The 20,787-nt window shown below is 69.7% G+C and carries 20 protein-coding genes and 1 tRNA gene; 8 read left to right on the top strand and 13 right to left on the bottom strand.

The window, feature by feature from the left end; genetic code table 11:
• Positions 1–41: 41 nt before the first annotated feature.
• The 3 genes from ACIRHA_RS33525 to ACIRHA_RS33515 form a co-directional block, all read right to left on the bottom strand.
• Positions 42–386 (bottom strand): hypothetical protein, encoded by a 345-nt coding sequence (locus ACIRHA_RS33525; RefSeq protein ID WP_403853683.1) that lies wholly within the window; start codon positions 384–386, stop codon positions 42–44.
• Between the two features lie 111 nt (positions 387–497).
• Positions 498–806, bottom strand: coding sequence for a hypothetical protein (locus ACIRHA_RS33520; protein WP_403853681.1), 309 nt, complete (start codon positions 804–806; stop codon positions 498–500).
• Positions 807–824: 18 nt separating this feature from the next.
• Positions 825–2,507, bottom strand: coding sequence for a sodium:solute symporter family protein (locus ACIRHA_RS33515; protein ID WP_403853679.1), 1,683 nt, complete (start codon positions 2,505–2,507; stop codon positions 825–827).
• A gap of 200 nt (positions 2,508–2,707) precedes the next feature.
• Here ACIRHA_RS33515 and galT point away from each other — a divergent pair, with 200 nt between their 5' ends.
• Genes galT through galK form a run of 3 tightly spaced genes read left to right on the top strand, consistent with a single transcriptional unit; the run spans position 2,708 to position 5,951 of the window.
• The gene (gene galT, locus ACIRHA_RS33510) at positions 2,708–3,772 is read left to right on the top strand and encodes a galactose-1-phosphate uridylyltransferase (protein WP_403853677.1); all 1,065 of its coding nucleotides are present in this window, start codon (positions 2,708–2,710) and stop codon (positions 3,770–3,772) included.
• Positions 3,772–4,746, top strand: a complete 975-nt coding sequence (gene galE, locus ACIRHA_RS33505) for a UDP-glucose 4-epimerase GalE (protein ID WP_403853675.1) — start codon at positions 3,772–3,774, stop codon at positions 4,744–4,746. Before galT ends, galE begins: the two co-directional genes overlap by 1 nt.
• Before the next feature lie 41 nt (positions 4,747–4,787).
• On the top strand, positions 4,788–5,951 hold the full coding sequence (gene galK / locus ACIRHA_RS33500; RefSeq protein ID WP_403853674.1) for a galactokinase: 1,164 nt from the start codon (positions 4,788–4,790) through the stop codon (positions 5,949–5,951).
• 7 nt (positions 5,952–5,958) lie between these two features.
• Here the strand turns inward: galK and ACIRHA_RS33495 are convergent, their stop codons facing one another.
• Entirely contained in the window at positions 5,959–6,414 is a 456-nt protein-coding gene (locus ACIRHA_RS33495) for a GNAT family N-acetyltransferase (protein WP_403853672.1), read from the bottom strand.
• Positions 6,415–6,702: 288 nt separating this feature from the next.
• Between ACIRHA_RS33495 and ACIRHA_RS33490 the strand changes: the two genes are divergently transcribed.
• Positions 6,703–7,452, top strand: coding sequence for a LuxR C-terminal-related transcriptional regulator (locus ACIRHA_RS33490; RefSeq protein WP_403853670.1), 750 nt, complete (start codon positions 6,703–6,705; stop codon positions 7,450–7,452).
• 88 nt (positions 7,453–7,540) lie between these two features.
• Here ACIRHA_RS33490 and tamR read toward each other — a convergent pair whose 3' ends face one another.
• On the bottom strand, positions 7,541–8,038 hold the full coding sequence (gene tamR, locus ACIRHA_RS33485; RefSeq protein WP_403853668.1) for a MarR family transcriptional regulator TamR: 498 nt from the start codon (positions 8,036–8,038) through the stop codon (positions 7,541–7,543).
• An 88-nt stretch (positions 8,039–8,126) separates the two neighbouring features.
• Here tamR and ACIRHA_RS33480 point away from each other — a divergent pair, with 88 nt between their 5' ends.
• Positions 8,127–8,921 (top strand): trans-aconitate 2-methyltransferase, encoded by a 795-nt coding sequence (locus ACIRHA_RS33480; protein WP_403853666.1) that lies wholly within the window; start codon positions 8,127–8,129, stop codon positions 8,919–8,921.
• Complete coding sequence (locus ACIRHA_RS33475) at positions 8,918–9,307, top strand: VOC family protein (protein WP_403853664.1); 390 nt, start codon at positions 8,918–8,920, stop codon at positions 9,305–9,307. The genes ACIRHA_RS33480 and ACIRHA_RS33475 overlap by 4 nt, the downstream gene beginning before the upstream one ends.
• A 126-nt stretch (positions 9,308–9,433) precedes the next feature.
• On the opposite strand, the gene ACIRHA_RS33470 is transcribed toward ACIRHA_RS33475, so the two are convergent.
• Both ACIRHA_RS33470 and ACIRHA_RS33465 read right to left on the bottom strand, forming a co-directional pair.
• On the bottom strand, positions 9,434–10,120 hold the full coding sequence (locus tag ACIRHA_RS33470; RefSeq protein WP_403853662.1) for a TetR family transcriptional regulator: 687 nt from the start codon (positions 10,118–10,120) through the stop codon (positions 9,434–9,436).
• Between the two features lie 12 nt (positions 10,121–10,132).
• Positions 10,133–11,122 (bottom strand): acyl-CoA desaturase, encoded by a 990-nt coding sequence (locus ACIRHA_RS33465; RefSeq protein WP_403853660.1) that lies wholly within the window; start codon positions 11,120–11,122, stop codon positions 10,133–10,135.
• Between the two features lie 301 nt (positions 11,123–11,423).
• Between ACIRHA_RS33465 and ppc the strand changes: the two genes are divergently transcribed.
• Positions 11,424–14,162, top strand: a complete 2,739-nt coding sequence (ppc, locus tag ACIRHA_RS33460) for a phosphoenolpyruvate carboxylase (RefSeq protein WP_403853658.1) — start codon at positions 11,424–11,426, stop codon at positions 14,160–14,162.
• Position 14,163: 1 nt separating this feature from the next.
• Here the strand turns inward: ppc and ACIRHA_RS33455 are convergent, their stop codons facing one another.
• The 6 genes from ACIRHA_RS33455 to ACIRHA_RS33430 all read right to left on the bottom strand — a co-directional run bounded on the left by ACIRHA_RS33455 (position 14,164) and on the right by ACIRHA_RS33430 (position 18,969).
• Positions 14,164–14,619 (bottom strand): hypothetical protein, encoded by a 456-nt coding sequence (locus ACIRHA_RS33455; protein WP_403853656.1) that lies wholly within the window; start codon positions 14,617–14,619, stop codon positions 14,164–14,166.
• A gap of 88 nt (positions 14,620–14,707) precedes the next feature.
• Positions 14,708–15,307: an aminoacyl-tRNA hydrolase gene (gene pth, locus ACIRHA_RS33450; protein ID WP_403853654.1), complete on the bottom strand. Its 600-nt coding sequence runs from the start codon at positions 15,305–15,307 to the stop codon at positions 14,708–14,710.
• A gap of 110 nt (positions 15,308–15,417) precedes the next feature.
• Positions 15,418–16,014 carry a 50S ribosomal protein L25/general stress protein Ctc gene (locus ACIRHA_RS33445; RefSeq protein WP_403853652.1) on the bottom strand — a complete coding sequence of 199 codons (597 nt, stop codon included), beginning with the start codon at positions 16,012–16,014 and terminating at the stop codon, positions 15,418–15,420.
• Between the two features lie 210 nt (positions 16,015–16,224).
• Complete coding sequence (locus ACIRHA_RS33440) at positions 16,225–17,202, bottom strand: ribose-phosphate diphosphokinase (RefSeq protein WP_403853650.1); 978 nt, start codon at positions 17,200–17,202, stop codon at positions 16,225–16,227.
• Positions 17,203–17,324: 122 nt separating this feature from the next.
• Positions 17,325–18,776, bottom strand: coding sequence for a bifunctional UDP-N-acetylglucosamine diphosphorylase/glucosamine-1-phosphate N-acetyltransferase GlmU (glmU, locus tag ACIRHA_RS33435; RefSeq protein ID WP_403853648.1), 1,452 nt, complete (start codon positions 18,774–18,776; stop codon positions 17,325–17,327).
• A 121-nt stretch (positions 18,777–18,897) separates the two neighbouring features.
• A tRNA-Gln gene (locus ACIRHA_RS33430) sits at positions 18,898–18,969 on the bottom strand.
• 207 nt (positions 18,970–19,176) lie between these two features.
• Here ACIRHA_RS33430 and ACIRHA_RS33425 point away from each other — a divergent pair.
• Entirely contained in the window at positions 19,177–20,493 is a 1,317-nt protein-coding gene (locus tag ACIRHA_RS33425; protein WP_403853646.1) for a sensor histidine kinase, read from the top strand.
• Positions 20,494–20,787 lie beyond the last annotated feature (294 nt).

Below are 20,787 nucleotides of genomic sequence, written 5' to 3'. Positions count from 1 at the left end.
CCGCCCAGGCGGAACGGGCCTTGTGCGTTGTACGGGCCCGCCTACGGCAGGCGGCGCCCCATCCTCGCCGAGGCACGGTTGCCGCCCTTGGTGTCCCACCACTCCTCCAGCAGGGACCTGACCAGGTGGACGAGCTGCCCGAGGCGCTCGGGGTCGGGGGCGGCCGACGTGAGCACGTCGGTGAAGGACTTGTCGTCCCAGTGCAGGGTGAAGACCCAGCGCACCGGCGGCCGGGAGGCGCGGGTGACCGTGAGGCGGTACGTCAACACGGCTGTCCTGTCGGGACGGTGGTCCACCGTCAGGTCGTCGACGTCGAAGCGCACCGCTCCGCCGCCCGTCGTGTACGAGCGTCCCAGCGCCCGCTCGGCCGGTGTGCCGGCTGCCATGGGGGTGCCACCTGCCCTTCCCGTACTCACGTGCGCAGATTAGCGAAGGGCCGGAGCCCACCGCTCTCCCAAGCGGTGGGCTCCGGCCCTGGTTCACGGGGTGGGGGGGTGTTACTCGGAGGGCTCCGACGGCTCTTCCGGGGCCGCGGCCGGCGGCTCCGTGGGGCGCAGCTTCATCCAGGCCAGGAAGAAGATCCCGAGGAGCAGCATGCCGATGCCGGTCCACAGGTTGATGTTGATGTCCTGGGCCTTCTTGAGGTCGGCGTCGGACGCCGTGAAGCCGGCGATCGTGACGATCACGCCGTACACCACGAAGAGGCCGCCGATGATGCGTCGCACGTCGAAGAGGCGGGCCGCCGTCGCCGACCTGGCCTCCAGCTCCTTCACTTCCTCGACGTGCTGGTTCATTTCGTCGCTCATGTCGTGTTACCTCGGACCTCAGAAGGAGAACGGGATGTAGCAGATGACGGCGAGGACGATCGCTCCCCAGCCCAGCAGGGCCGGCTTGCGGTACCAGACGTCGTCACCCTCGGCCGGCGGCTCCTCCATGCCCGGCGACTTCGTGCCGTACACGAGACCGGCCAGCTCCTCGGCGGGCTTGGACTTGGTGCAGAGCGTGACCACGAACATCACCACGGCGCCGACCACGAAGGCGACGATCGAGGAGACGAAGTTGGCGCCCTGGTCCGAGGGGATCGCGATGACGCCCTGCTTGTAGAACCAGAAGTAGTTCACCATCGCCGCCACGGTGCCCGAAAGGAGGCCCCAGAAACCGGCGGCGGGCGTGGTCCGCTTCCAGAACATGCCGATGATGAAGACCACGAACAGCGGGACGTTGAAGAACGAGAACAGCGTCTGCAAGTAGTTCATGATGTTGCTGAAGCTGCCCGCGATGAACGCGGTGCCCATGCCGATCACGACGCCGACGGCGGTGACGACGCGGCCGGTCTGCAGGTAGTACCGGTCGCTGTGGCCCTTCTTGATGTACGCGCCCCAGATGTCGTTGGTGAACACCGTGTTGAAGGACGAGACGTTGGCCGCCATGCCTGCCATGAAGGCGGCGAGCAGGCCCGTCACCGCGATGCCGAGGACACCGTTGGGGAGCAGGTCGCGCATGAGGACCGGGATGGCGTCGTTGTACTGGAGGCCGTCGGCGGACTTGCCGATGGACGGCTCCATGACCAGGGCGATCAGGCCGGGGACCACGACGACCATCGGGATGAGGATCTTCGGGAACGCGGCGATCAGCGGGGTGCGCTTGGCGGCGGAGAGGTTCTTCGCGGACAGCGCGCGCTGCACCTCGGCGAAGTTCGTCGTCCAGTAGCCGAAGCTCATCACGAAGCCGAGGCCGAGCACGATGGTCAGCCAGTTGGCGCCGAGCGGGTTGGCATCGCCGATGCCCGTGTCCTGCCAGGCCGTCATGAACGAGTCACCGTGCGAGCTGGACAGCGAGTCCGAGATGCCGTCCCAGCCGCCCACGCGCTTGAGGCCGACGATGGTCAGCGGGATGAGCGCGGCGAGGATGACGAAGAACTGCAGGACCTCGTTGTAGATCGCCGAGGAGAGCCCGCCGATCGTGATGTACGCGAGGACGAAGAGGCCCGCGATGACGATCGCCACCCACTGCGGCCAGCCGAGCAGCGCCTGGAGCACCAGGGCCATCGCGTACAGGTTGACGCCCGCGATCAGCACCGAGGAGACGGCGAAGATGATCGAGGAGAGCAGGTGGGACGAGGGTCCGAAGCGGTGCAGCAGGAACTCCGGGACCGAGCGCACCTTCGACGAGTAGTAGAAGGGCATCATCACCAGGCCGAGGAAGACCATGGCGGGGATGGCGCCGATCCAGTACCAGTGCACGGTGTAGAGGCCGTACTGCGCCCCGTTCGCCGCCATGCCGAGGAGCTCGGTCGCGCCCAGGTTCGCGGCGACGAACGCGAGACCGGTGACCCAGGCGGGCAGGGAGCGCCCGGACAGGAAGAAGTCCAGGCTGGTCTTCACGGAGCGGCGAGCGGCGAAGCCGATGCCCAGCACCACGACGAAGTAGATCGCCATGATCGCGTAGTCGAGGCCGTTGGTGGGCAGCCGGAGCCCCTCGGCCAGGGTTGTTGTGGGGGACAGCATGTAGATCTCGCTTCGTTGCGCGAACTTTCGAACTGAAACAGTCCGGAACCTACGCCTCCGGCTTCAATAAGTGAACAGTTCACATGACGTTCTTTGTTGGATTGTGATCGAGACCGCGGGTCCTCTTGACGTGGCTCGCTGTTGCCTTATGCTTTGTTGTGTTTGGTTCTGTTTGGTTGGTGTGATGAGGAGCATCGGACGTGAAGAAGACGTCGACCCGGCTCGCCGACGGTCGTGAGCTCATCTATTACGACTCGCGCGACGACGTCGTCCGGGACGCGGCCGACCGCCGTCCCCTCGACCCCACCGTCACCACGTCGGAGGTCCGCCGCGACCCCCTGCTCGGCGACTCCGTGGCGATCGCCTCGCACCGCCAGGGCCGCACGTACCACCCGCCGGCCGACGAGTGCCCGCTGTGCCCCTCCGAGGGCGAGCGGCTGAGCGAGATCCCCGACTCCTCGTACGACGTGGTGGTCTTCGAGAACCGCTTCCCCTCGCTCGCGGGCGACGCGGGCCGCTGCGAGGTCGTGTGCTTCACGTCCGACCACGACAAGTCCTTCGCGGACCTGACCGAGGAGCAGGCGGGCCTCGTCCTCGACGCGTGGACGGACCGCACCGCCGAGCTCTCCCACCTCGACTCCGTCGAGCAGGTCTTCTGCTTCGAGAACCGCGGCGCCGAGATCGGCGTCACCCTCGGCCACCCGCACGGCCAGATCTACGGCTACCCCTTCACCACCCCGCGCACGGCCCTGATGCTGCGCAACGCCGCCGAGCACAAGGAGCAGACCGGCGGCCGGAACCTCTTCGCCGACGTGGTGGAGAAGGAGGTGGAGGACGGCAGCCGCATCGTCCTCGAAGGCGAGCACTGGGTGGCCTTCGTGCCCTACGCCGCCCACTGGCCGTACGAGGTGCACCTCTACCCCAAGCGCCAGGTCCCCGACCTGCTCGCGCTCGAGGACGACGCACGCACAGAGTTCCCCAAGATTTATCTGGAACTCTTGAGGCGCTTCGACCGGATCTTCGGTGCGGACCAGCCGGTGACGCCGTACATCGCGGCCTGGCACCAGGCCCCGTTCGGCTCGCTGGACGAGTTCGATGGCGTCAACCGCGATGATTTCGCGCTGCACCTCGAGCTTTTCACCATCCGACGCACTTCCGGCAAGCTGAAGTTTCTCGCGGGTTCCGAGTCCGGCATGAGCGTGTTCATCAACGACGTGCCGCCGGAGACCGCGGCCGAGCGACTGCGAGAGGTAGCGAGCGAGTAATGGGTAAGGCCGATTCCAAGAAGTACCTGGTCACTGGCGGTGCCGGCTATGTCGGCAGCGTCGTCGCGCAGCACCTGGTCGAGGCGGGCCACGAGGTCACCGTCCTCGACAACCTCTCCACCGGCTTCCGCGAGGGCGTGCCCGCGGGCGCCGCCTTCATCGAGGGCGACATCCGCGACGCCGCCAAGTGGCTCGACTCCTCCTACGACGCCGTGCTGCACTTCGCCGCGTTCTCGCAGGTCGGCGAGTCCGTCGTAAAGCCCGAGAAGTACTGGGCCAACAACGTGGGCGGCACCATGGAGCTGCTCGCCGCGATGCGCGCCGCGGGCGTCCGCAAGCTGGTCTTCTCCTCGACCGCGGCCACGTACGGCGAGCCGGTCAACAGCCCGATCACCGAGACCGACCCGACCGCGCCCACCTCTCCGTACGGCGCGTCGAAGCTCGCGGTCGACCACATGATCACGGGTGAGGCGAACGCCCACGGGCTCGCGGCTGTTTCGTTGCGTTACTTCAACGTGGCTGGTGCATACGGAACTTGTGGTGAGCGGCACGACCCCGAGTCGCACCTCATCCCGCTCGTCCTCCAGGTCGCGCAGGGCGGCCGCGAGGCGATCAACGTCTTCGGCGACGACTACCCGACGCCCGACGGCACCTGTATCCGCGACTACATCCACGTCGCGGACCTCGCCGAGGCGCACCTCCTCGCCGTCGACGCCGCGCAGCCGGGCGAGCACCTCATCTGCAACCTGGGCAACGGCAACGGGTTCTCCGTCCGCGAGGTCATCGAGACCGTCCGCCAGGTCACCGGGCACCCGATCCCCGAGGTCGTCGCCCCGCGCCGCGGCGGCGACCCGGCCGTCCTCGTCGCCTCCGCCGACACCGCGCGCGAGCGCCTCGGCTGGAACCCGTCCCGCGCGGACCTCGCGGGCATCGTCGCCGACGCCTGGGAGTTCGCCCAGGCACGCCAGCAGTAACCAGTAGCGGGTAACCAGTAGCAGGGGTAGGTAGCCAACTCATGTCCGTCGAAGCCCAGTTCAAGGACCTGTACGGGTACGAGCCCGCAGGCGTGTGGGCGGCCCCCGGCCGCGTCAACCTCATCGGCGAGTACACCGACTTCAACGAGGGCTTCGTCATGCCGCTCGCGCTGCCGCACACCGCGGTCGCCGCGGTGGCCCGGCGCGAGGACGGCGTCCTTCGCCTGCACTCCGCCGACATCGACGCCCCGGTCGTGGAACTGCGCGTCGACGAACTGGCCCCGCTCAGCAAGTACGGCCAGGGCGGCTGGGCCGCCTACCCGGCGGGCGTCGTCTGGGCGCTGCGCGACGCGGGCCACACGGTGGGCGGCGCGGACATCCATCTCGCCTCCACAGTCCCGACCGGCGCGGGCCTCTCCTCGTCGGCCGCCCTCGAAGTCGTCACGGCCTACGCGATGAACGACCTGTACGAACTCGGGCTCACAGGACCCGAGTTGGCGGTCCTGGCCCAGCGTGCCGAGAACGCCTTCGTCGGCGTGCCGTGCGGCGTCATGGACCAGATGGCCTCGTCCTGCGCCACCGAGGGGCACGCGCTGCACCTCGACTGCCGCGACCTGTCGATCCGCCAGGTCCCCTTCGACCTGGCGGCGCACGGCCTCCAGCTGCTCGTCGTCGACACCCGCGTCAAGCACGAGCTGGGCGACGGCGCGTACGCGGAGCGGCGCGCGGGCTGCGAGGAGGGTGCGCGCGTCCTCGGCGTGAGCCACCTGCGCGATGTGTCCTACGCCGAACTGGGCAGGGCGGTCGCGGACTTGGAGCTGGCCGGGGTCGACGAGAAGGTCGTCCGCTACGTCCGCCACATCGTCACCGACGACCACCGCGTCGAGCGCGTCATCGAGCTGCTCGACGCGGGCGACGTGCGCGCCATCGGCCCGGTCCTCGTCCAGGGGCACGTCTCGCTCCGCGACGATCTGCGGATCTCCTGCCCGGAGCTCGACCTGGTCGTCGCCACGGCGATGGCCTCCGGTGCGCTCGGGGCGCGGATGACGGGCGGCGGCTTCGGCGGCTCCGCGGTCGTCCTGGTGGAGTCGGACGACGCCGACATCGTCACGAAGGCGATCACCACCGCCTTCGCCGAGGCCGGCTTCACGACGCCGCGCGTCTTCCCGGCAGTGCCCTCGGCGGGCGCCCGCCGCGAGTCCTGACGGCCGCTCAGCCCAGCCGCTTCGTCAGCGTGAACTCCTTGATCCCGGGCGGATAGTCCGGGATCACGGAGACCACGTCGTATCCGTGCAGCCGATAGAAGCCCGGCGCCTGGAAGTCCCACGTCTCCACGCGGGAGCTGACACAGGCGCGCTCCTCGTGCGCCATGCGTTCCGCCTCCGCGAGGAGGCGGGAGCCGAGGCCCGCGCCGCGGTGCTGCTCGGCGACCCAGAGCAGGTCCACGTGCAGCCAGAACGCCCAGGTGTACGCGTCGAGCCCCGCCGCCAGTGCGCCCTCCTCGTCCAACACCCATACCTGGAGCGGGACATGCTGGTCGGCAGGGGTGCCGCGCAGCTCGCGAAGCTCCGGTGAGGCCGCCGCGTTGGTCTCCCTCAGCAGCGACCGGAGCAGAAGGGCGCGCTCCTTGTCGACTTCTGTCTCGATGCGAAACATGCGCATCACCATAAACGCGCAGGACGGTCGCCGCTCCGCCAACCGCCAACCAGTTCTGCGAATTGACTTCCCCTCAGAGCCTCCGCCTCTAGTCTGAGGACAGCACCGGTGGGGGCCGGTGCCGATCAGGGGGCGAGACAGCCGGGTACGACGCCCGGAGCGGGGGAAGCACTTCGGCACACGGCGGCGGCCGTGCGGCTGCGGCGACCCGCACTCCGGGCGCCGTACCCGCGTTGATCCGTTCCCCGACGATGGGGTATCCCCTGCTCCGTACCGGAGCTCGGGTAAGGGGGTAATCACGTGGTACGCATCCGGGTCCTTGTAGTCGACGACCATCGCATCTTCGCCGAGTCGCTCGCCGCGGCACTCGCGGCCGAGCCCGATGTCGACGTGTCGGCCGCGGGGAGCGGCCCCGCCGCTCTGCGCTGCCTCGACCGGGCGGTCGCGGAGGGACGCCGATTCGATGTGCTGCTGATCGACGCGGACCTGGGCGCGGCATCGTTCCAGGGCATGCGCGCGCCGACGGCGGTACCCGACAGTGCCTCGCAGGACGGCCTCGTCGACGGCATCTCCCTGGTGGCGGGCGTCCGTTCGGCCCAGCCTGCCGTCCGTTCGGTGGTGCTCGCAGAGCGGGACGATCCGCGCCGCGCGGCGCTCGCGCTGCAGGCGGGGGCGTCCGGCTGGGTGGCCAAGGACTGTTCCCTGTCACGCCTGTTGACCGTCATACGGGGTGTGCTGCGCGAGGAGACGCATCTGCCGCCCGCACTGCTCACGGGCGTCCTGCGGGAGTTGACCGCGGCCCGCAAGCACCGCACCGAGTCCGAGCGGCTCGTCGAGTCCCTGACGCCGCGTGAGCGCGAGGTGCTGCGCTGCATGGTGGCCGGCCTCGGCCGCAAGGCGGTGGCGGAGCGCCTCTTCCTTTCCCCGCACACGGTCCGCACCCACATGCAGAACGTCCTCGGCAAACTCGGCGTCCACTCCACCCTCGCAGCGGTGGCGCTGGCCCGCAGGGCGGGCGTGGGCCCGGCCGACCTGGAGGCGGCGAGCTGAGCCCTTTAAGCCCCGGCGGCGCTTGAGTAGCATTTTTAAGCCCCTGCGGCGATTGAGCAGCGGGGTCCGGGGCAGAGCCCCGATCTTTTCAACCGGGGATGTTGTCGAACGGCGCGGTCAACTGGCGGAGCAACCCCGCCAGTTCACCCCGCTGCACCCGCGACAACTCCGCCAGAATCGCCCGCTCCTGCTCAAGCAGCCCGGCCAGGGCCTGGTCGGCCCGGTCCCGCCCCTCGTCCGTGAGCCGGACGAGAACACCCCGCCGATCGCTGGGATCCGGCAACCGCTCGACGAGCCCCTTCTTGGCGAGCCGGTCGATGCGGTTCGTCATCGTGCCGGACGTCACCAGCGTCTGCGTGAGCAGCTGACCGGGAGAGAGCTGATACGGCGTGCCCGCGCGCCGCAGCGCCGTCAGCACGTCGAACTCCCACGGCTCCAGATTGTGCTCGGAGAACGCCAGGCGGCGGGCCCTGTCGAGATGGCGCGCGAGCCTGCTGACCCGACTGAGCACCTCAAGGGGCTCCACGTCGAGGTCGGGGCGCTCTCGGCGCCACGCTGAGACCAGACGGTCGACCTCGTCCTCCATGACGATCAGTGTAGGGGGTGTGTCGACATGAAGTCTCTTGAGGTCGACTATCTTGACATCGAGATACTCGCGATCGACGCTTGACGGTATGACACCTGCACCCTCCTGGGACCCCCAGCAGTACCTCCGGCACGCGGGCCACCGCGGCCGCCCCTTCGTCGACCTGCTCGCCCGCGTCCCCGCCCTCCCGGGGGACCCCGCCCGCATCGCCGACCTCGGCTGCGGCCCCGGCAACGTCACGACACTGCTCGCCGAACGCTGGCCCACCGCCCGCATCACCGGCTACGACAACTCGCCCCAGATGCTGGAGCGGGCCGCTGCCCACGCGAGCGACCGCCTCGACTTCGCTTACGCGGACGCGGCCGACTGGACGCCCACGGAGACGTACGACCTGCTGCTGTCGAACGCGACGCTGCAATGGGTCCCGGACCACGCCGACGCCTTCCCCCGGTGGATCGGCGCGGTGGCCCCCGGCGGCACGTTCGCCTTCCAGGTGCCCGGCAACTTCGACGCGCCCAGCCACGTCCTGATGCGTGAGCTGGCCGAATCGGCCCGCTGGAAGGACCGCCTGTCCGGAGTGCTGCGCCACGGCGACGCGGTGCTCGCACCCGCGGCGTACCTGGAGCGCCTGGCAGACCTCGGCTGCGCGGTCGACGCCTGGGAGACGACGTACATGCACCTCCTGGAGGGCCCCGACCCGGTCCTCGACTGGGTCAAGGGCACCGGCCTGCGCCCCGTCCTGACCGCGCTCGCGGACGACCCGGAGGCGCGGGACGCGTTCGTCACCGAGTACCGCGATCTGCTCCGCGAGGCGTATCCGGCGACGGAGCACGGCACGGTGCTGCCGTTCCGGCGGATCTTCGTGGTGGCGACCCGCTCATGACGCTGACCGGGATCGACCATGTGCAACTCGCGGCGCCACCGGGCAGCGAGGTCGCGCTGCGGGCCTTCTACGCCGACGCCCTCGGCATGACCGAAACCCCCAAGCCACCGGGGCTCGCGGGGCGGGGCGGGTGCTGGTTCGAGTCCGGACCGGTCCGGCTCCACCTGGGCATCGACCACGACTTCCGCCCCGCGAGGAAGGCGCACCCGGGCCTGAGGGTGCGGGACATCGAGGCGTACGCGCGGCGGCTGGCGGGGCGGGGCGTCGAGGTCACCTGGGACGACCTGGTGCCGGGGTGCCACCGCTTCTACTGCGCCGACCCGGTCGGCAACCGTCTGGAGTTCCTGCAGCCCAAGTCCCCACCATCAAGCCCCGCCGGCGATTGAGCAGCGGCGCCGTGGCCGGGCTCACGGGGCTCCGCCCCGGACCCCGCTGCTCAATCGCCGCAGGGGCTTCAATGGCCCGCGCCTCAATCGCCGCAGGGGCTTGAATGGCCCGCGCCCCGGAGGGGATCAGCTCTTCCGGTGGCCTATCAGCCGCGGATTCGGCTCCAGCCCGTCCAAGCCGTGCCACGCCAAATTCACCAGATGCGCCGCGACCTCCGCCTTCTTCGGCTTGCGCGCGTCCAGCCACCACTGCCCGGTCAGCGCCACCATCCCGACCAGCGCCTGCGCGTACAGCGGCGCCAGCTTCGGGTCGAAGCCGCGGGACTTGAACTCGCGGCCCAGGATGTCCTCCACCTGCGTCGCGATGTCGGAGATCAGCGACGCGAAGGAACCCGTGGACTGCGGGATGGGGGAGTCGCGGACCAGGATGCGGAAGCCGTCCGTGTGCTCCTCGATGTAGTCGAGGAGCGCGAACGCCGCCTGCTCGACGAGCTCACGCGCGTGCCCGGCGGTCAGCGAGCCGGTCACCATGTCCAGGAGCTGGCGCATCTCGCGGTCCACGACCACCGCGTACAGGCCCTCCTTGCCGCCGAAGTGCTCGTACACCACCGGCTTGGAGACCCCGGCCTTCGCCGCGATCTCCTCCACCGACGTGCCCTCGAAGCCCTTGGCGGCGAAGAGGACACGACCGATCTCCAGGAGCTGCTGGCGCCGCTCCGCCCCCGTCATACGGGTCCGGCGCGTACGCCTGGGTTGCTTGTCGGGCTTGTCGCTGCTCGGGGTGCTTGAGTCGGTCGCCACGTCGTCCATCATGCCGTGCGGGCGTCAGCCGGCGTCGACGGCCTGCGCCTTGCGGCGCGAGGCGATGCGGTCCTCGGACGGCCAGCGCACGTCGTGCGCCCAGCCCAGCTGCTCGAACCAGCGGATCAGGCGGGCCGAGGAGTCCACCTGGCCGCGCTCCACCCCGTGCCGCGCCGACGTCGGGTCCGCGTGGTGCAGGTTGTGCCAGGACTCGCCGCAGGACAGGACGGCCAGCCACCACACGTTGCCGCTGCGGTCGCGGGACTTGAAGGGGCGCTTGCCGACGGCGTGGCAGATCGAGTTGATGGACCACGTGACGTGGTGCAGCAGCGCCACCCGGACGAGCGAGCCCCAGAAGAACGCCGTGAACGCGCCCCACCACGACATCGTGACCAGGCCGCCGATCAGGGCGGGCAGGAAGAGCGACAGCAGCGTCCACAGCACGAACTGGCGGGAGATCGCCCGGATCGCCGGGTCCTTGACCAGGTCCGGGGCGTACTTCTCCTGCGAGGTCTGCTCCTCGTCGAACATCCAGGCCATGTGCGCCCACCACAGCCCCTTCAGCAGGGCGGGGACCGTCTCCCCGTACCGCCACGGCGAGTGCGGGTCGCCCTCGGCGTCGGAGAACTTGTGATGCTTGCGGTGGTCGGCGACCCAGCGCACGACCGGGCCCTCCACCGCGAGCGAGCCCATGATCGCCAGCGCGATCCGCAGCGGGCGCTTCGCCTTGAAGGAGCCGTGCGTGAAATACCGGTGGAAGCCGATCGTGATGCCGTGACAGCCCACGAAGTAGAAGACGACGAGCAGCCCGAGGTCGAGCCAGCTCACTCCCCAGCCCCAGGCCAGCGGCACCGCCGCGAGCAGGGCCACGAACGGGACGGCGATGAACAGGAGCAGTGTGATCTGCTCCACGGAGCCCTTCTGTTCGCCGCCGAGTGTCGCAGAATGCGAGGTGGCAGGCGGTTCTGACGCCGTACTGGCAGCGTCTTCGATCACATCGGTACTGGTGGCCATGGGTTCCCCTGTAAGTCGAGGGTTGAGACGGGCTGAGACGGGTCAGGAGATCCACGGGGATCCGCGGACAGCTTGCTTACGGTTCCGTAACCTACGGCACCGTAAGTACGCCGGCGTGCAGCCGTGCGGCAAGAGGCTCCGACCTCGCCGTCGGCGGCGGCACATATCCTTGGAATCGGTCGGACAGCGCGGTCCGCTCTGAATCTCCACCCTGGGTTGTGTACCCGGATCCGGGGATCCTTCCTCCCGACGTGCTTCACCACGTGCCCGACGTGCTTCACCATTGCAAGGAGCCGCACCTGTGAGCAGTGCCGACGAACAGACCGCTGCGACGAGCACCAGCGCCGAGCTGCGCGCCGACATCCGTCGGCTCGGTGACCTCCTGGGCGAGACCCTGGTCCGCCAGGAGGGCCCTGAGCTGCTCGAGCTGGTCGAAAAGGTCCGCCGCCTGACCCGCGAGGACGGCGAGGCCGCCGCCGAGCTGTTGCGCGGCACCGAGCTGGACACCGCGGCCAAGCTGGTCCGCGCCTTTTCCACGTACTTCCACCTGGCCAACGTGACGGAGCAGGTGCACCGTGGCCGCGAGCTGCGCGCCATGCGGGCCGCCGAGGGCGGACTGCTCGCCCGCACCGCGGACCGGCTCAAGGACGCCGACCCGGACCACCTGCGCGACACGGTCAAGCACCTGAACGTGCGACCCGTCTTCACGGCCCACCCCACCGAGGCCGCCCGCCGCTCCGTCCTCGGCAAGCTGCGCCGCATCGCCGAGCTGCTCGAGACCCCGGTCCTGGAGACCGACCGGCGGCGCTACGACATCCGCCTGGCCGAGAACATCGACCTGGTGTGGCAGACGGACGAGCTGCGTGTCGTACGCCCCGAGGTCACGGACGAGTCCCGTAACGCGATCTATTACCTGGACGAACTGCACGCCGGCGCCGTCGGCGACGTTCTGGAGGACCTCACCGCCGAGCTGGAGCGCGTCGGCTACCAGCTCCCCGAGGACAGCCGCCCGCTCACCTTCGGCACCTGGATCGGCGGCGACCGCGACGGCAACCCGAACGTGACGCCGCAGGTCACCTGGGACGTCCTGATCCTCCAGCACGAGCACGGGATCAACGACGCGCTCGACATGATCGACGAGCTGCGCGGCTTCCTGTCGAACTCGATCCGCTACACGGGCGCCACCGAGGAGCTGCTCACCTCGCTCCAGTGCGACCTGGAGCGCCTCCCGGAGATCAGCCCCCGCTACAAGCGGCTCAACGCGGAGGAGCCCTACCGGCTCAAGGCCACCGCGATCCGGCAGAAGCTGGAGAACACCAAGGAGCGGCTCGCCAAGAACACGCCGCACAAGGAAGGCCGCGACTACCTCGGCACGGCCGAGCTGCTGCACGACCTGACGCTCATCCAGACCTCGCTGCGCGAGCACCGCGGCGGACTGTTCGCCGAAGGCCGCATGAACCGTACGATCCGTACGCTCTCCGCCTTCGGCCTGCAGCTCGCCACGATGGACGTACGCGAGCACGCCGACGCCCACCACCACACGCTCGGCCAGCTCTTCGACCGGCTCGGCGAGGAGTCCTGGCGCTACGCCGACATGCCGCGCGACTACCGCGGCAAGCTGCTCGCCAAGGAGCTGCGGTCCAGAAGGCCCCTGGCCCCGACCCCGGCGCCGCTCGACGCCGACGGCGAGAAGACGCTCGGCGTCTTCCACACCATCCAGCGCGCCCTCGACGTGTTCGGGCCCGAGGTCATCGAGTCGTACATCATCTCGATGTGCCAGGGCGCCGACGACGTGTTCGCCGCGACCGTCCTCGCCCGCGAGGCGGGCCTCATCGATCTGCACGCGGGCTGGGCCAAGATCGGCATCGTGCCGCTCCTGGAGACGACGGACGAGCTGAAGGCCGCCGACACGATCCTGGAGGACATGCTCTCCGACCCGTCCTACCGGCGCCTCGTCGCGCTCAACGGGGACGTGCAGGAGGTCATGCTCGGCTACTCCGACTCCTCCAAGTTCGGCGGCATCACCACCTCGCAGTGGGAGATCCACCGCGCCCAGCGCCGGCTGCGCGACGTCGCCCACCGCTACGGCGTGCGCCTGCGCCTCTTCCACGGCCGCGGCGGCACCGTCGGCCGCGGCGGCGGCCCCTCGCACGACGCGATCCTCGCCCAGCCCTGGGGAACGCTGGAGGGCGAGATCAAGGTGACCGAGCAGGGCGAGGTCATCTCCGACAAGTACCTGGTGCCGTCCCTGGCCCGCGAGAACCTGGAACTGACCGTCGCGGCGACGCTGCAGGCCTCCGCCCTGCACACGGCGCCGCGCCAGTCCGACGAGGCCCTCGCCCGCTGGGACGCCGCGATGGACGTCGTCTCCGACGCCGCGCACCACGCCTACCGGTCGCTCGTCGAGGACCCGGACCTGCCGAACTACTTCCTCGCCTCCACGCCCGTCGACCAGCTCGCCGACCTGCACCTGGGCTCGCGGCCCTCGCGCCGCCCCGGCTCGGGCATCTCGCTCGACGGCCTGCGCGCCATCCCGTGGGTCTTCGGCTGGACCCAGTCCCGGCAGATCGTGCCCGGCTGGTTCGGCGTCGGCTCCGGTCTCAAGGCGCTGCGCGAGGCGGGCCTGGACACCATGCTCGACGAGATGCACGAACAGTGGCACTTCTTCCGCAACTTCATCTCCAACGTCGAGATGACGCTCGCCAAGACGGACCTGCGGATCGCCAAGCACTACGTCGACACGCTCGTGCCCGACGACCTCAAGCACGTCTTCGACGCCATCGTCGCCGAGCACGAGCTCACCGTCGCCGAGGTCCTTCGCATCACCGGCGGCAGCGAACTCCTGGACGCGCAGCCCGTGTTGAAGCAGACATTCGCGATCCGCGACGCCTACCTCGACCCGATCTCGTACCTCCAGGTCGCCCTGCTCAAGCGGCAGCGCGACGCGGCGGCCGCGGACGAGACCCCGGACCCGACGCTCGGCCGCGCCCTGCTGCTCACCGTGAACGGTGTGGCCGCGGGCCTGCGCAACACCGGCTGATCTAGAGGTTCAGGGCGGCGAAGGCCGCCGTCAGCAGCGCGATTCCGGCGCCTCCCGTGACCCACGTGAGGCGCCGGTCGCGTATCCCGCCCGCGAGCACCACCGACGCGAGCAGCAGCGCGCCGCCGAGCGGCACCCACGCATGCAGAAATCCGGCGGTGCCCGCGCGCACCGCCTCCGTCGAACTCGGCTTGAGGACCACGGGGAAGCGCGCGCCCTTCTTCTCCCCGATCGAGCGGTCGATCGTCACGCTCGCATGCCGTACGGCGGTGGGGGAGGCCGGCGAGAACGGTCCCGCGCACGTCTCGTCCGCGCACCGGGTCACCGTCATCGTGCCGCGCTCACGGCCCGCCGGGAACATCACGTGCTGCGCCGCACCCCACGAGGCCCACACGCCGGCGATCAGCAGCAGTGCGGCGACCACGGCCGCCGCGATCTGACGGGCAACAGGCAACATGGCCGGGATCCTTGGGCATGACCCTGCGTACGGTCAACTCCCGGCCGGATTCCGCCCCGACAAGTCCGTACAGGTCAGTCCGTACAGGTCAGGAGTTGTACGTCGACTGGGCCCGCTCCAGGCCCTCGATCACCAGCGCCTCCGCGGCATCGGCCGCGCGGTCCACGAAGTAGTCGAGCTCCTTGCGCTCCGTCGACGAGAAGTCCTTGAGCACGAAGTCCGCGACCTGCATCCGCCCCGGCGGACGACCGATCCCGAACCGCACCCGGTGGTAGTCGCTGCCCAGCGACTTCGTGATCGACTTCAGACCGTTGTGCCCGTTGTCGCCACCGCCCAGCTTCAGGCGCAGCACCCCGTAGTCGATGTCCAGCTCGTCGTGGATCGCCACGATGTGCTCCGTCGGCACCTTGTAGAAGTCGCACAGCGCCGTCACGGGACCACCCGAGACGTTCATGTACGACATCGGCTTCGCGAGGATCACCCGGCGGTTCAGCGGCCCGGGCGGACCGATCCGCCCCTCGACGACCTGCGCCTGCCCCTTGGTCGCCCGCTTGAACTTGGCGCCCATCCGCCGCGCCAGCAGATCGGCCACCATGAAGCCGACGTTGTGCCGGTTCATCGCGTACTCGGGGCCGGGGTTGCCAAGCCCGGCGATCAGCCAGGGAGCGTTCTCGTCGGACATGCACATTCCTTACGGCTACGTCGTCGGTGCGTCGGTGCGTCGGTACGTCGCGAAACAGAGATACGGGGTGGCGGGCCGCGCCCACCACCCCGTACACCAGGTCAGACCCTGAAGGCTCAGGCCTCCGCGGCGGCCTCGTCGCCCTCGGCCTCGGCCGGGGCCTCCTCGGCCTGCGCCGACAGGACCTGAAGGACGACGGCGTCCTCGTCGGTGGACAGCGTGGTGCCCTTGGGCAGCGTGATGTCCTTGGCGTGGATCGAGGCACCGGCCTCGAGACCCTCGACGGAGACGGTGACCGACTCGGGGATGTGCGTCGCCTCGGTCTCGACCGACAGCGTGTTCAGCACGTGCTCGAGCAGGTTGCCACCCGGGGCCAGCTCGCCCTCGGTGTGGATCGGGAGCTCGACGGTGACCTTCTCGCCGCTCTTCACCTGGAGCAGGTCGACGTGGACCAGGAAGCTCGTGATCGCGTCACGCTGCACGGACTTCGGGATGACCAGCTCGGTGGACTTGCCGCCGTCGATCTCCAGACGGATCAGGACGTTCGGCGTACGCAGGGCCAGCATCAGGGCGTGCGAGTCGAGCACGATGTGCTGCGGCTCGTTGCCGTGGCCGTAGACGACACCGGGAACCTTCTCGACCTGGCGCAGACGGCGGGAGGCACCCTTGCCGAACTCGCTGCGGGTCTCGACGGAAAGCTTGACCTCGGACATGCTCTTCAACTCCTCGTAGAACTAGGGGAATCCCCAAAAACGGGCGGTCACCCGGCCACGAACGGCCTGCTACGAAGAGCGCGTCGATAACGGACAGCCTGCACTTCCGAAAACAGAAGTACGGCCTCCCTCGCCGAGCAACTTCAGCAGTCTACTCGGCGGGGGAGGCCGCACCCAAATGGATCTTCTAGCGCGAGATCCCTGCGGAGATCAGGCTTCGCCCTCGAAGAGGCTGGTCACCGAGCCGTCCTCGAAGACCTCGCGCACCGCGGAGGCGATGGTCGGGGCGATCGACAGGACCGTGATCTTGTCGAGCTCCAGCTCGCCCGGCGTCGGCAGCGTGTCCGTGAACACGAACTCGCTCACCTTCGAGTTCTTCAGACGGTCCGCGGCGGGGCCGGAGAGCACGCCGTGCGTCGCCGTCACGATGACGTCCTCCGCACCGTGCGCGAACAGGGCGTCGGCGGCGGCGCAGATCGTGCCACCCGTGTCGATCATGTCGTCGACGAGCACACAGACGCGGCCCTTCACGTCACCCACGACCTCGTGCACGGTGACCTGGTTGGCGACGTCCTTGTCACGGCGCTTGTGCACGATCGCCAGCGGCGCACCGAGACGGTCGCACCAGCGGTCGGCGACGCGCACACGGCCGGCGTCGGGGGAGACGACCGTCAGCTTGTTGCGGTCGACCTTCGCGCCCACGTAGTCCGCCAGGATCGGCAGCGCGAACAGGTGGTCCACCGGGCCGTCGAAGAAGCCCTGGATCTGGTCCGTGTGCAGGTCCACCGTCAGGATGCGGTGGGCACCGGCGGTCTTCATCAGGTCCGCGACCAGACGCGCCGAGATCGGTTCACGTCCGCGGTGCTTCTTGTCCTGCCGCGCGTAACCGTAGAACGGCACGATGACCGTGATGGAGCGGGCCGACGCGCGCTTCAGCGCGTCGATCATGATCAACTGCTCCATGATCCACTTGTTGATCGGAGCCGTGTGGCTCTGGATCAGGAAGCAGTCGGCGCCGCGAGCGGACTCCTGGTAGCGGACGTAGATCTCGCCATTGGCGAAGTCGAAAGCCTTGGTCGGGACGATCCCGACACCGAGCTGGTGCGCGACCTCCTCGGCAAGCTCGGGGTGGGCGCGGCCGGAGAAGAGCATCATCTTCTTCTCGCCGGTCGTCTTGATCCCGCTCACAGCACTAGTCTCCTCAGACGCGAGTTCGTCCGCCGCAGCTGCCCGCGCGTCCCATTAGCAGCGAGCCAGGCGAATCGTGTGCAGGTATCACGGTACGCCGTGTCGGACGCACCTGTTTCCGGTCAGCCCGCGCTTTCGGGATCCCGGGAAGCCGCCTCGGCCGCCTTCGCGGCCGTGCTCCCGGGGCGCTTTCGAGCCACCCAACCCTCGATATTCCTTTGCTGGCCACGGGCCACGGCCAGCGAACCGGCGGGCACATCCTTCGTGATCACGGAGCCCGCGGCGGTGTACGCGCCGTCCCCGATGGTGACAGGCGCCACAAACATGTTGTCCGAACCGGTCTTGCAGTGGGACCCCACGGTCGAGTGGTGCTTGCTCTCCCCGTCGTAGTTCACGAAGACACTCGCGGCACCGATGTTGGTGAAGTCACCGATCGTCGCGTCACCCACGTACGACAGGTGCGGGACCTTCGTGCCCTCGCCGATCGACGAGTTCTTCGCCTCGACGAACGTCCCGATCTTCGACTTCAGGCCGAGCCGGGTACCGGGCCGCAGATACGCGAACGGGCCGACGGATGCCTCGGGGCCGATGTCCGAGTTGTCGGCGACGGTGTTGTCGACGCGGGCGCCGGCGCCGACGCGGGTGTTGGTGAGGCGGGTGTTGGGGCCCACTACGGAGCCCTCGGCGAGGTGCGTGGCGCCGTGCAGCTGCGTGCCCGGCAGGACGGTGGCGTCCCGCTCGAAGGTCACGGTGACGTCCACGAAGGTGCTCGCCGGGTCGACGACGGTGACCCCGGAGAGCATCGCCTCCTCAAGGAGGCGGTCGTTGAGCGTGCGGCGGGCCTCGGAGAGCTGCACACGGTTGTTGATCCCGGCGATCTCACGGTGGTCGGCGGCGACGGAAGCACCGACCCGGTGCCCCGCCTCACGCAGAATCCCGAGCACGTCGGTGAGGTACTCCTCACCCTGGCTGTTGTCCGTCCGCACCTTCTTCAGGGCGTCGGTGAGCAGCCGGCCGTCGAAGGCGAAGACCCCCGAGTTGATCTCGCCGATCGCACGCTGGGCCTCCGTGGCGTCCTTGTGCTCGACGATCGCGGTGACCGCGCCCGAGACGTTGTCGCGGACGATGCGCCCGTAGCCGGTGGCGTCCGGGACCTCGGCGGTCAGCACGGTGACAGCGTTGCCGTCGGCGGCGTGGGTGGCGGCCAGGGCCTTGAGCGTCCCACCGGTGAGCAGCGGGGTGTCGCCGCAGACCACGACGACGGTGCCCTCGATGGCGCCGTCCAGGCCCTCGAGGCCCATCCGCACGGCGTGCCCCGTGCCGTTCTGCTCGGCCTGCACGGCGGTGCGGGTCCCGGGGTCGACCTCGGTCACGTGCGCGGCGACCTTCTCGCGCTCGTGACCGACGACCACGACGAGCTGCTCGGGGTTCAACTCACGGGAGGCGGCGAGCACATGGCCGACCAGCGACCGGCCGCAGAGCTCGTGCAGGACTTTCGGCGTGGCCGACTTCATACGGGTGCCCTCACCCGCTGCGAGTACGACGACGGCTGCCGGGGTGTTGGCGCTGCTCACGGGTGGGCCCTTCGGCGTCGGATGCGTTGTGGGGTGGACATCCGCAGGATACCGGGGGGTTTTGGGCCGGGCATGGGGGCGGGGCCCGACCGTTTCGATCGGGCCCCGCAACCGCGTACAGCTCCCCCGCCAGGACTTGAACCCGGACAGATGGCACCAAAAGCCACAGTGCTGCCAATTACACCACGGGGGATGGTGTCGACCTAAACCGGACATTACGTCAGGTCGTTGGTCGGGCCCCCAACACTATGCCGTACCAAGAGCCTTCGATGCGACGGTACAGGTCGGCTCCTTGCGGAACTCGGACGGCGAGGTTGCCCTGGTGGTTGCGGGGTGTGGTGTAGGCCAGTACGCAAAACTCACCGGAAAACGGGCACCCGGCGCCCGTAGTCTGGAAGGTATGACCACAGCGGGGGAAGTTCACCGAGTCGCGGCCGGGGGGCCGTGGTGGTGGGTGCGGCGCAGGGCCGCCGTGCTGGATGTGGTGCTTGCGGTGGCGTCCGCGGGGGAGTGTGCCGTGGAGGGGGTGCCGTTCGCGCACAAGGCCGGGTTGCCGGTCTGGGTGGGGGTGCTCTTCGGGGTGCTCACCGGGTCGATGCTCGTGCTGCGGCGGCAGTGGCCGATCGCCGTGGTGCTGATCTCGGTGGCGGTGACGCCGGCGCAGATGGGCGTGCTCCTGACGGTCGTCGGGCTGTATTCGCTGGCGGCGTCGGAGGTGCCGCGGCGGCTCATCGGGGCGCTTGCGGGGATGTCGTTCCTGGGCACGCTGATCGTGTCGGTGGTGCGGGTGCAGCAGGATTCGGCGGCGCATGCGGACACGTTCCAGGTGGCCAACTGGGTCGTGCCGTTCCTTGCGATCACCACGGCGCTGGGGGTGACGGCTCCGCCGTTGCTGCTCGGTCTTTATGTGGGCGCGCGGCGCCGGCTGATGGACTCGTTGCAGGAGCGGAACGAGTCGCTGGAGCGGGAGCTGGGGCTGCTCGCGGAGCGGGCCGAGGAGCGGGCCGAGTGGGCGCGCGGCGAGGAGCGGACCCGGATCGCGCGGGAGATGCACGACGTGGTGGCGCACCGGGTGTCGTTGATGGTGGTGCACGCGGCGGCGTTGCAGGCGGTCGCGCGCAAGGATCCCGAGAAGGCCGTGAAGAACGCGGCGTTGGTCGGGGACATGGGGCGGCAGGCGCTCACCGAGCTGCGGGAGATGTTGGGGGTGCTGCGGGCCGGGGAGCCGGTGCCGCGGCATGCGGACCGGTTGCCGTTGGAGGCGGTCGGGGCGGCTGCCGCGGCGGCGGCCTCGCGGGCCGAGGCGGAGGTCGAGGCCGGGCCGTGGCTGGCCGAGCTGGAGGATCTGGTCGGGCAGTCGCGGGCGGCCGGGATGGTCGTGGAGGTGTCCGTGGAGGGGGAGTCGCGGGGGTACGCGGCGGCGGTGGAGCAGACGGCCTACCGGGTCGTGCAGGAGGCGCTGACGAACGTGCACAAGCACGCGGCGGGCGCGAAGACGTATGTCCGGCTCGCGCATCGGGGGGCCGAGGTGGCGATGCAGGTGGAGAACGAGCCGCCGCCGGTCCCCGCGGAGGCGTCTTCGGCGGGGCTGCCTTCCGGGGGCAACGGTCTGGTGGGCATGAAGGAGCGCGTGGCCGGCCTCGGCGGAGTCTTCGTGTCGGGCCCGACGGACGCGGGCGGCTTCCGGGTGTCGGCGGTGCTGCCGGCGGCGGTGTAGGCGGGGCGTTCCGGGATGCGGGTGGGGTGCGGGTGGGGGTGGGGGTGGTGGTCGCGCGGCGCGGCGGTTTTGAGGCGGGCCGTGGCGGCGCCCGTCTTCGTCGCTGCGGGGCGCCGGGGTTTGTGGGCGGTGCCGGGGGTGGTGCTGGGCGTGATGGTTGTGCGGTGCCGGGGTGGTGCTGGGCGTGATGGTTGTGCGGCTCCGGCCCGGTCGGCTGCGCCGGTGCCCGCTCATCTCCCACCGCCCGCCCCCTCCGGGGGCTATCGGCCCTCCGGGGCCCGGGGCCGCACCGTG

The sequence above is a fragment of the Streptomyces sp. NPDC102360 genome, from assembly GCF_044766085.1.
Lineage (GTDB): Bacteria > Actinomycetota > Actinomycetes > Streptomycetales > Streptomycetaceae > Streptomyces.
This window is presented reverse-complemented; position numbering and strand designations above follow the sequence as displayed.